This is a genomic window from Deltaproteobacteria bacterium, assembly GCA_005879535.1.
GTDB lineage: Bacteria > Myxococcota > Myxococcia > Myxococcales > 40CM-4-68-19 > 40CM-4-68-19.
This window is the reverse complement of the sequence record VBKI01000047.1, coordinates 75,056-84,834: the sequence shown is the minus strand read 5'-3', so window position 1 is coordinate 84,834 and position 9,779 is coordinate 75,056. Positions and strand designations below refer to the sequence as shown.

Genomic DNA, 9,779 nt, shown 5'->3' with positions numbered 1-9,779 from the left:
CTGGCGGTGACGGCAACCGTCCCGGTCCAGATGCTGGGACTCAGGGGAAACGAAGACGAGAGCTCGGTCACGCCGGTCCTGCCCGCGCTCGCGTCTCCCTGAGCGCTGGACGCATCCCCACCGCCGGGCGATGATTCGCTCCGGTGCCGCTCTGCGCGATCAGTCTCGGCTTGATTTCATTGCTCGCGGGAGCGGCGCAGGGCGGCGCGCCGCTCACGCTCGAAGACGCGCGGGGGCTGCAGCAGCGTGGCGCGCTTCGCGAAGCGCAGAACGCCTACGAGGCGCTGCTTCCAGAGCTGCGCTCTTCCGATCCAGCCGGCCTGGGCGCCGCTCTCCGAGCCTTGAGCAAGATCGCATCGGCGCAGGGACAATACGAGTCCGCGGCCGCGAGGGCTCGCGAGGCGATCGACGTCCATCGTGCGAGCGGGGACAGGGCCGGCGAGGCGCACGCGATCCAGCTTCTTGCCGTCGCGGAGCTCTACCAGGGGCATTACGCCTCCGCGCTCGGCCTGCTGGCGAAAGCGCTTGCGCTGGCCCGGTCCATCGGCGATCGCGAGCGTGAGATCGAGGCGCTGAACAACATCGGGAGCGTCCACTTCCACCAGGCGCGCTACCTGGAAGCGCTGCGCGCGTATCGCGACGCGCTCGACAGCGTCGGTCAGGCGGGAGCCGCGCCGTGGAGCCCGCGGCTGCGGCGCATCACAATCACGAACCAGGCAGCGGTCTTCCAGCGTGTCGGGCACGACGATCAAGCGATCCAGCTCTATGGAGAGCTGCGCAATTCACCCGAGGTGCTGACTCCGAGCGAGCAGGCGCGCCTGGGATCGAATCTCGGGGATCTCTATCGTCGCCTGGGCGACCCGACCAAGGCGCTGGAGACTTACCGGGCCGCCCAGAAGCTCCTGGCTGGCAACGAGCACAAGCAGGCGCGGATCCGCGTGCTCACGAACATCGGCATCGTCCAGGCGCTCGACCTGGCCAACTTCCCGGTCGCGGTCGCGACGTTCACCGACGCCCTCTCGCTCGCCGAACAGACCGACAACCGCAGGGAGGCGGCCCTGGCCCGTCTCTACCGCGGAGAAAGTCTCTACCGGCAGGGCGACGCGGCCGGGGCAGCGAAGGATTTCGAGGCGGCGCTGACATTGTCGCGCCAGCTCGGCACCACCGACGAGCAGTGGAAGGCGCTGTACGGACTCGGCCGGCTGGCGCGGTCCGCCCACCGAGACGGCGTCGCGGACGCCTACTTTCGCGACGCGATCTCCGGGATCGAGTCGGTCCGGGCGCAGCTCCAGCTCGCCTCGCTCAAGATGGACTTCCTCGCGGACAAACGCGACGTCTACGATGCGCTGCTCGAGGTCCTCCTGGAGCGCGAGGACCTCGCCGGGTTTTTCGAAGTGCTGGAACGAGCGCGGGCCCGGACCTTCCAGGATCGGCTGGCGGCGGCGCAGCCGACGCTCGCTGCGGTCCAGGGGCGGCTTCCGGCGGGAGCCGTCCTTCTCGAATACTGGGTCGGGCCGCGCCGTTCGGCGGTGCTCTGGGCCACGCGGGAAGCGGCCGGCATCGTTTCGCTTGCGGCCGTCGTTCCCGATCTCGCGGAGATTTCATCGCTGCTGAACGAGGCATCGGCGGGCACGACCGACGGTTGGAAGGGGCCGGCCGCCACGATCGGGGCGCGTCTGCTCGGCGGAGTCCCCGCGCTCGGGCGGCCCAACGCCTCCCACCTGATCGTCGTTCCGGACGGAGCCTTGGGCGAAATTCCTTTCGAGCTGCTGGACCCGGGCACAGGTTCGCCGATCATCGAGCGGTTCGACGTCTCCTACCTGCCCTCCGCGGCAGTCCTGTTGCGCGAGTCCTCCGACCGCGCGCGCTTCTGGGCACCGCCTTGGAAGCGCCAGTTGATCACATTCGCCGCCCCCCGGATCCAGCCGGCCTCGCATGGGCCGGCGATGGAGCTCGGCGGCGCCGAGCTGAGCAACCCGCTTCCCGCCTCGGCCGAGGAGGCGCGCGCCATCGCGCGCACCTGCCCCGGCCGCGCCCAGCTTTTCCTCGGGAGCGCGAATCTGAAGAAACACCTGCTGGACGGCGATGCTGCCGGCGTACCCCTGCTCCACCTTGCCACCCATGCCGTCGCCGACATGGCGAGCCCGGAACGGTCGCGGATCCTCTTTTCGCCGGAGCGCCAGCAGGATGGGGTGGACTATCTGTTCCTGAAGGAAGTCTACGACCTCGACTTGCGCGGGGTCGACCTCGGCACCCTTTCCGCCTGCGATACGGAGCGGGGCAAGCTCGTCCGCGGCGAGGGCCCGTACGCGTTCAGCCGCGCTCTCCTCTCCGCCGGGGCGCGCGCTGCGGTGACCACTCTCTGGCGCGTAGCAGACGAGCCCGCGCGCGACTTCATGGCACAGCTGTACTTCGAGCTGAACCGCGGGAAGCCAAAGGCAGAAGCGCTGCGGGTTGCAAAGCTGCGCTTTCTGAACTCCGGGACGGAACTGCGGCACCCGCGCTACTGGGCCGCGTTCATCCTGACCGGCGACGGATTCAGTCCAATCCCCCAGGTCCTCTCCTGGAGTACTCTGCTCGGCTTGGCCGGAGTGCTGATCCTGGGCGTCGTCGCGGTGACCGCAGTCCGCAAGGGCGCAGCCTCGCGCACCCCGGGACTGCCGACATCGCCGCCCGGCGATCGCAGGCTGCTCGCTAAACGCTCACGCTAAAGGCTCGCTGGCGATCGAGGTGCCCTCCCTGCGGGCTGGACTCGGGCCGATGGGGATCCTGGAGAGCGGGCGGAAGAGCCTCGCGCTCACCCGTCTTCTGACGCACAGCCTTCCGCGTCGGCCTCGATGGTGATGATCGACGTCAGCCGGTGATCGGGCAACGGCGTGGGCGCGAGCTTCCTGGGATCAGCGGCCGACCCGACGACGCAGCGCGAGCGGCCTTCTGCGTCGTGGTCGCGGCGTCCACCACCGATAGCTCGCCGCCCAGTCAGCCATGTGCGCTCCAGGACGATGACGAGGACGGCGCTGTTCGAGATCAACGTGATCGCGATGGAGTAGAGATCAGATCACCGTTCACCGGGGGGAGACGATGACGCGGGAATCGTTGGACGAGTTCTTCACGCACTACGCGGACGCGTTTTCTCGCGGAGACGTAGAAGAAATAGGTCGGGTCTGGAAGCTCCCGGCGTTCATCACGACCCGCGATAGAAGCTCGTGCCTTGCTGATCCAGAGGCCTTTCGAAGGAACACCGAGGCCGCCTGTGCTTTCTACCGGCGGCAAGGCGTCGCTCGAGCGAAGAAGCGCGTGTTGGAGATCAAATTGGTCGGCGAAGGGGTCGCGGTCGTCACCACTCTGGATGAGCTCTTCGACGGCGCCGGCGAGCAAATCGCTCGATGGGAGCACGCATATCTCGTACGAGAGACCGCCGATGGCCTGCGTGCGGTCGCAGCGGTGGCGGACAACGAGGTGAAGGCGTGGAAGGCGAGAGGCACGCCGCTGGGCAATAGCGAGGCGAGAGAGCAAGGATAGCCCCGTCCGGAGTCGCAGCACGGAGTGCCGTTGGCCTGCCGCGAGCGTCCGCACAAGTTGGTGCCCAGGGGCGGAATCGAACCACCGACACGGGGATTTTCAGTCCCCTGCTCTGCCAACTGAGCTACCTGGGCACAGGCGCAGGGGCGCGTTGTATGCCGCGCCCTCGCAGATCCGTCAAGACGGAAGTCTCCTGACACAATGCTGTCGGGAGGGGCGGCGCAGAGTACGTTCTTACAGGAGGAACGCACATGGCCAACCCCTTCACGTACCTGGAGCTTCACACTACTGACGCCTCTCGCGCGAAGACCTTCTATGCGGAGCTCTTCGACTGGAAGACCAAGGACACGCCGGTACCCGCCATCGGCGCTTACACGGAAATCGATACCAGGAAGGCCCGGAGGCGGGGCTGATGACGCAGCAGGAACCGGGCGCGCGCAGCGCGTTGCTCGCCTACATCAAGGTGCCGAAGCTCGATGAGACGGTCTCCCGGGGCGCAGAAGCTCGGCGCGACCGTGATCGCGCCCAGGACCGAGGTCAAGGACGTCGGCTGGTTCGCGGTCCTGCAGGATCCCAGCGGGGCCCGGATCGGCGTGTTCGAGAAGGGTGAATGACGCACTCTTGGGGACCGGACTGCGCGTCAAAGACAGCCCGGTCCCTCTGGAACAGGCGCCGGCGCCGCCAACCAGCTTTGACGCGCTGAGGCCTGCGTCAAAGCAGAAAGCGGACCGTCAGCAGGGCCCAAGGCAGGTCCGGCAATGGGGAGCCCTGGGTCGACGTTGCCGCGATCGGCACCAGCCCGCGAATTCCTGCCCAGATCTGCCCCCAGCGACGCGCGCGCCCGAAGATGTATCCAGCCTCGGCCGTGAGGACGACGTGTTCGCGGCGCGGTCCCGAAGAATCACCGCCGATGATCCCGCGGACCAGATACCCGATGCCGCCCACGATGTAAGGTGCCCGCTCCGCTTCCACCAGGACGGCGCCAACCGTCGCGGTGCCGAGGGCCGTTCCATAGTTGTGGAGTCCGGTCGCGCCGAGGAGATCGAACACGACCAACGCTCGACCGAGCTCGAGCGCAAGGTCATACGAGAGACCCACCCCGGCCGATTGCGCCGCAACGAACGTCGGGCCAGCGCCGGCATAGACGGTCCCGCCGGCGCCCGAGGGCGGCAACTGGATCGTCACCTCGTCGTCGCGCGGCACCGGCGCGGCGAGCAGCGCCGCAATCAGCGCAACCGTTCCCGGCACCCACCCCAAGTACCCGATTTTCAATGCGGAAGCGACGGATCTCTCCTGCCACCACGCTGTCAGGAGCCCCGGCGCAGGATGCAGGGTTGGAGGTAAGCTGACTCGGGCATGCGCCGGCGCCGCGCAACCGCGCTGTTAAGCTGCGCCGCATGAACCCGAGCAGCCCGCAGGCGAAGGAGATGGCGGACGAGTCGATGGTCCGCAACCTGGCCGCGCAGATGGAGGCCATCTGGCCGCAGGAGGAGCCCATCTTCCGGCGGCACCCGCTGCCGCAGGCCCCGCGCATCCTCGACGTCGGTTGCGGGACAGGCGAGATCGCCTCCCGCCTTGCCCGGCTGTTCCCCTCCGCGAGCTACCTTGGCATCGATCTGGAGGAGTCGCACCTCGAGAAAGCCCGCGCGAAGAACGCACAGCTCGGCGACCGCGTCCGTTTCCAGCACGGAGACGCGATGCACCTTCCCTTCGGCGATGCCGAGTTCGACTTCGCGGTCAGCCGCCACCTTTTGCAGGCGATCCCGGACGCGCGCCGGGTCCTCGGCGAGATGGTCCGGGTGCTGAAGCCCGGTGGCCGCCTGCACCTGATCTCCGAGGACTACGGAATGCTCTGGTGCCATCCCACCGAGCTCGACTCCGACGGCTTCTGGCAGCGCATCCCGAATTCCTACGGACCCGCCATAGGCTGCGACCTCCACGTCGGCCGCAAGACGTTCACGCACTTGACCGATCTCGGCGTACGCGACATCAGGGCCGATTACGTCGTCGTCGACACCCTGCGTGTCCCGCGGGAGGTCTTCGCCCGCATCTGGGAAGCCTGGCGGGACGGCTATACCGACTCCATCGTCCAGCACTCGGGGGTCCCCCGCGAGGAGGTGGAGCGGCGCTGGCGCGAGATGATCGCCTGCGTGCGCGACCCGCGCGGGTACGCGCTCTGGCAGGTGCCGGTGTGGACGGCGGCGAAATCGACCTGATCGGCACCGCGCGCTAGCCTCGGTTTGACTGGAACCGCGCTACGACAAACCCGGCGTCCTGCGGACGCTGCTCGCGGTGCTCGCCGTCGCGGCTGTCGCGGTGGTCGGGCTGCTCGACTACGTGACCGGGCCCTGGATGTCGTTCGCGCTCTTCTACGTCATGCCGGTGCTCGGCGCCGCCTGGTGGCTCGGGCGAGGCCCGGCCCTGCTCGCCTCGCTCACGGCCGGCATCGCCTGGTTCGAGGCGGAGGCTTGGGACCACCGCGGCGAGTCGACCCGCACCCTGATGTGGAATTCCATGTCGCGACTCCTGATGCTGGTCGCGATGGCGGCCATGGTGGTGCGCATCCGCGAAGACCGGCGAAGGCTGAAGGAGATGAACGCCCGCCTCTCCGAGCTGCTGCACGGCGCGGAGAAGCTGGCGCGCACCGACGCGTTGACGAACCTGCCCAATCGCCGGGCCTTCCTCGAACGTCTCTCCGAGGAGCTGGCCCACGCGAGGCGAAACGCAACGCCGGTGTGCATTGCCTACATCGACATCGACAACTTCAAGCGTCTGAACGACGAGAGAGGGCACGTCGAGGGCGATCAGTTCCTGAAGAAGATCGCGCAAGCCATCCGCGACACCATCCGCGGCAGCGACGTCGCGGCCCGCCTGGGTGGCGACGAGTTCGCCGTGCTCTTCACCGACGCCAAGCGCAGCGCGGTGGAGCCGCTCGCGCATCGCCTGCTCGCGCGCACCCAGGCCCTCGGCGAGCGCTACCCGGGACTCGACGTCGGCGCTTCCGTCGGCATGGCCTGGTTCGAAGCCGCTCCCGACGCGCCCGAGCAGCTTCTCGACCGCGCCGACGGCGCCATGTACGAGGCGAAGTCCGCCGGGAAGCACCGCTTCGCGCTCTGGGCCGGAGACTCCGCGCGGCCGCAGTTGCAGGGCTGATCGACGCGGCTTTCCTTCCTTGATTTGTCGCGGTTGTCGGCTACGATGCGCGCCCCTCGGAGGAAACCGCATGATGCTTCCGCTTTTCGCCGCGCTGGTCGCGGCCTCCGCAGCGCCCGCGCCCGCGGCCGACGCAAAGGCGTTTCCCTTCCCGGTCGAAATCCATTCGCTTCCCAACGGCCTGCGCGTCGTCTTCATCTCCTACGACTCGCCCGGCCTCGTCGCCTACTACACGCTGATGCGCGTCGGCAGCCGCAACGAAGTGGAGAAGGGCAAGTCGGGCTTCGCGCACTTCTTCGAGCACATGATGTACCGCGGCACCAAGCAGCATTCTTCGCAGGACTACAACGACACCGTCACGCGCCTCGGCCTGAACACGAACGCCTTCACCAGCGAGGACATGACCGTCTATCACCTCTACGGTCCGGCCAAGGCGCTGCCCACCATCATCGAGTACGAGGCGGATCGCTTCCAGAACCTCGACTACGACGAGCCCGCGTTCCGCACGGAAGCCGGCGCGATCCTCGGCGAGTACATCAAGAGCGCGAGCAATCCCGAGCAGAAGATGGAAGAGACGATGATGGAGACCGCGTTCACGCGCCACACGTACGCGCACACGGTCATCGGCTACCTGAAAGACATCCAGGACATGCCGGCGGGCTACCAGTACTCCCGGGAGTTCTTCCGCCGCTACTACACGCCGGACAACGCGACCGTCTTCATCGCCGGCGACTTCGACAAGCCGGCGACGCTTTCGCAGATCGAGAAGGCGTACGGCCCCTGGAAGGGAAAGCTGGATGCGGTGCGCGTTCCGGTGGAGCCCAGGCAGCGGCAGAGCCGGCGGGGGCAGATCGATTGGGACAAGCCGACCCTGCCGCGCATCTGGATCGCCTGGCACACTCCCGCGGCGAGCGACCTCAAGCGCGCCGCGGTGCAGAACCTGCTCAACGCATACCTGTTCGGACCCACGAGCCCGCTCTACCAGAGCCTCGTCCTCGGCCGGCAGCTCGTCGACACCATGTTCCCGACGTACGGCGACCACCGCGATCCGAATCTGTTCGGCGTGCTGATGCGGGTGAAGGATGCGAAGAACCTGCGCACGGTGGAGACCGCCGTGTTGCGCGAGATCAAGAATCTCGCCGGCGGCCGCGTGGACGCCAAGCGGCTCGACGCGGTCCGATCGAACCTCCGCTACTCGAACATCATGGGCCTCGACAAGGCGGACGCCGCAGCCGTGACGCTGGCGGTGAACACCGCGCTCACCGGCGACGTGGACTACCTGAACAAGGAATTTGCCGTCCTGGCGACGGTGCAACCCGGCGACCTCCAGGACTTCGCCAAGCGCAACTTCATGGATCTGAACCGGACCACCGTCACGCTGGTGACCGGGCGCAAGGGAGGTGGGCGATGAAACGCGCTCTGTTCATCGCCCTCGCCGCTGCCTGCGCGCAGCAGGAGTCCGCGAGGAGGACGTCGCAGCCCGCGGCGGCGGCGATGGAGTCCGGAGCAGCCGACGGCGGCGTCGTGTCGCCGGGCAGCGAGCCGCACAAGCCGGCGGCAGCTTCCGCCGGCTCGCGATCCGCCACGCCCGCGGCCGCCCAGTCCGAGCAGCGCCCATCCGTCCCGCCCGACGTCAAGAGGTTCTCCTTTGGTCTCAGCCTGCTCGAGCTTCCTGGCAACCAGAACGCAATCGTCAATGTCCAGCTGCGGTTCCGCGCCGGGTCCGTCGACGACCCGCGCGGCAGGGCCGGGCTCACCTACCTCACCGCCCGCGTAATGACCGAAGGCGGCACGCAGGCGCTGAGCGCCAAGCAGCTGCTCGAGGCGCTCTTTCCACTCGCGGCGGAGCTGGACGTGCGCGTGGACAAGGAGCTGACGACATTCCTCGCCCGCGTCCATCGCGACAACCTGGCGAAGTTCCTTCCCATCGTCACCGACGTCGTGCTGCACCCTCGCTGGGATCCGGAGGAGTTCCGCCGCCTGCGCGACGCGGCGGTGAACGACATCGAGAAGCGCTTGCGACAGGGCGACGACGAGAACCTGGGCAAGGAAAGCCTTGAGGAATCGATGTTCCGCGGCCACCCGTATGAGCGGCTCACGCTCGGGCACGCCTCCGATCTCAAGTCGATGAGCCTGCAGGAGCTGCAGCAGCACGCCGGGCGCGTGTTCACCGCCGACCGGCTGACGATCGGCGTCGCCGGCGGCTACCCGCAGAATCTCGGCAGCGACCTGGCCCAGGCGCTCTCGGCCTTGCCTCCCCGGTCGCAACCGCCCGCTGCCGTCGCGCAGGCGCAGCCCCACGGCCCGCGCTTCGTGCTGGTGGAGAAGAACTCCGACTCCACCGCCATCTCCATGGGAATGCCCTGGACGCTGTCGCGGAAGGACCCGGACTGGCCGGCGATGTCCATCGCCCGCTCCGCTATCGGCGAGCACCGCCAGACCAACGGCCGCCTGATGCAGCGGCTGCGCGAGATGCGCGGCTTGAACTACGGCGACTACGCGTACATCGAGCACTTCCGCCAGGAAGGAGGCGACGCGGCCACCGCCCAGACGGGGCGCACGCGCCAGCAACAGGAGTTCACCATCTGGCTCCGGCCCGTGCGTGACGAGAACCGCCTCTTCGCGGTGCGCGCCGCGCTCTACGAGCTGGCGCGCACCTTCGGCGACGAGCCGTTCTCCGCGCAGGAAGTGGAACAGACCAAGGGCTTCCTCGACGGATACATCCTGCTCTTCGACCAGACCGACGCGCGCAAGCTCGGGTACGCGCTGGACGATCAATTCTACGGGATGAAGGGCTTCCTCGCCGCCTGGCGAGAAGCGGTGCGCGAGGTCAGCGCGGATCAGGTGAACAGGGCCTGGCGCAAGTGGGTCGATCCCGCGAAGCTTGAGATCGTGCTCGCCGGCAAGGACATGGCGTCGGTGAAGAAGGCGCTGCTGGCGGGAGATCCGACGCCGATCCAGTACCAGAAGGATGCGACGGGAAAGACGCCGGAAAAGCCCGCCGAGCAGCTCGCAACCGACAAGGAGATCGCAAAGTTCCCCTTCGGCGCGAAGGTCGACGCCGACGTGCAGGTCGTCGGCGTCGACCGGATGTTCGAGTAAAC

Annotated in this window: 8 protein-coding genes, 1 tRNA gene and 1 pseudogene (1 of these 10 cut by a window edge); 7 read left to right on the top strand and 3 right to left on the bottom strand. The window is 67.9% G+C overall.

What is annotated here, in order from left to right; translation table 11 throughout:
- Positions 1-10, top strand: a pseudogene (locus tag E6J58_04015) (hypothetical protein) (it extends 491 nt beyond the left edge of the window).
- A gap of 133 nt (positions 11-143) precedes the next feature.
- Positions 144-2,711: a CHAT domain-containing protein gene (locus tag E6J58_04010; protein ID TMB40879.1), complete on the top strand. Its 2,568-nt coding sequence runs from the start codon at positions 144-146 to the stop codon at positions 2,709-2,711.
- A gap of 86 nt (positions 2,712-2,797) precedes the next feature.
- Here E6J58_04010 and E6J58_04005 read toward each other — a convergent pair whose 3' ends face one another.
- On the bottom strand, positions 2,798-3,031 hold the full coding sequence (locus E6J58_04005; GenBank protein TMB40878.1) for a hypothetical protein: 234 nt from the start codon (positions 3,029-3,031) through the stop codon (positions 2,798-2,800).
- A gap of 65 nt (positions 3,032-3,096) precedes the next feature.
- On the opposite strand from E6J58_04005, the gene E6J58_04000 reads away from it, so the two are divergent.
- Complete coding sequence (locus tag E6J58_04000) at positions 3,097-3,522, top strand: hypothetical protein (GenBank protein TMB40877.1); 426 nt, start codon at positions 3,097-3,099, stop codon at positions 3,520-3,522.
- A gap of 58 nt (positions 3,523-3,580) precedes the next feature.
- On the opposite strand, the gene E6J58_03995 is transcribed toward E6J58_04000, so the two are convergent.
- Positions 3,581-3,656: transfer RNA gene (locus E6J58_03995), tRNA-Phe, on the bottom strand.
- Between the two features lie 577 nt (positions 3,657-4,233).
- Positions 4,234-4,770 (bottom strand): hypothetical protein, encoded by a 537-nt coding sequence (locus tag E6J58_03990; protein TMB40876.1) that lies wholly within the window; start codon positions 4,768-4,770, stop codon positions 4,234-4,236.
- A 149-nt stretch (positions 4,771-4,919) separates the two neighbouring features.
- Here E6J58_03990 and E6J58_03985 point away from each other — a divergent pair, with 149 nt between their 5' ends.
- From E6J58_03985 to E6J58_03970, 4 genes are all read left to right on the top strand, one after another.
- The gene (locus E6J58_03985; GenBank protein TMB40875.1) at positions 4,920-5,738 is read left to right on the top strand and encodes a class I SAM-dependent methyltransferase; all 819 of its coding nucleotides are present in this window, start codon (positions 4,920-4,922) and stop codon (positions 5,736-5,738) included.
- A gap of 76 nt (positions 5,739-5,814) precedes the next feature.
- Positions 5,815-6,675 carry a diguanylate cyclase gene (locus tag E6J58_03980; GenBank protein TMB40874.1) on the top strand — a complete coding sequence of 287 codons (861 nt, stop codon included), beginning with the start codon at positions 5,815-5,817 and terminating at the stop codon, positions 6,673-6,675.
- Positions 6,676-6,745: 70 nt separating this feature from the next.
- Positions 6,746-8,086 carry an insulinase family protein gene (locus tag E6J58_03975; GenBank protein TMB40873.1) on the top strand — a complete coding sequence of 447 codons (1,341 nt, stop codon included), beginning with the start codon at positions 6,746-6,748 and terminating at the stop codon, positions 8,084-8,086.
- Positions 8,083-9,777, top strand: coding sequence for an insulinase family protein (locus E6J58_03970; GenBank protein TMB40872.1), 1,695 nt, complete (start codon positions 8,083-8,085; stop codon positions 9,775-9,777). The genes E6J58_03975 and E6J58_03970 overlap by 4 nt, the downstream gene beginning before the upstream one ends.
- Positions 9,778-9,779 lie beyond the last annotated feature (2 nt).

Excerpts from the sequence above, each read along its gene's own strand:
- E6J58_03985 (TMB40875.1), top strand. The coding sequence starts at position 4,920 with ATGAACCCGAGCAGCCCGCAGGCGAAGGAGATGGCGGACGAGTCGATG.
- E6J58_03975 (TMB40873.1), top strand. The coding sequence starts at position 6,746 with ATGATGCTTCCGCTTTTCGCCGCGCTGGTCGCGGCCTCCGCAGCGCCC.
- E6J58_03970 (TMB40872.1), top strand. The coding sequence starts at position 8,083 with ATGAAACGCGCTCTGTTCATCGCCCTCGCCGCTGCCTGCGCGCAGCAG.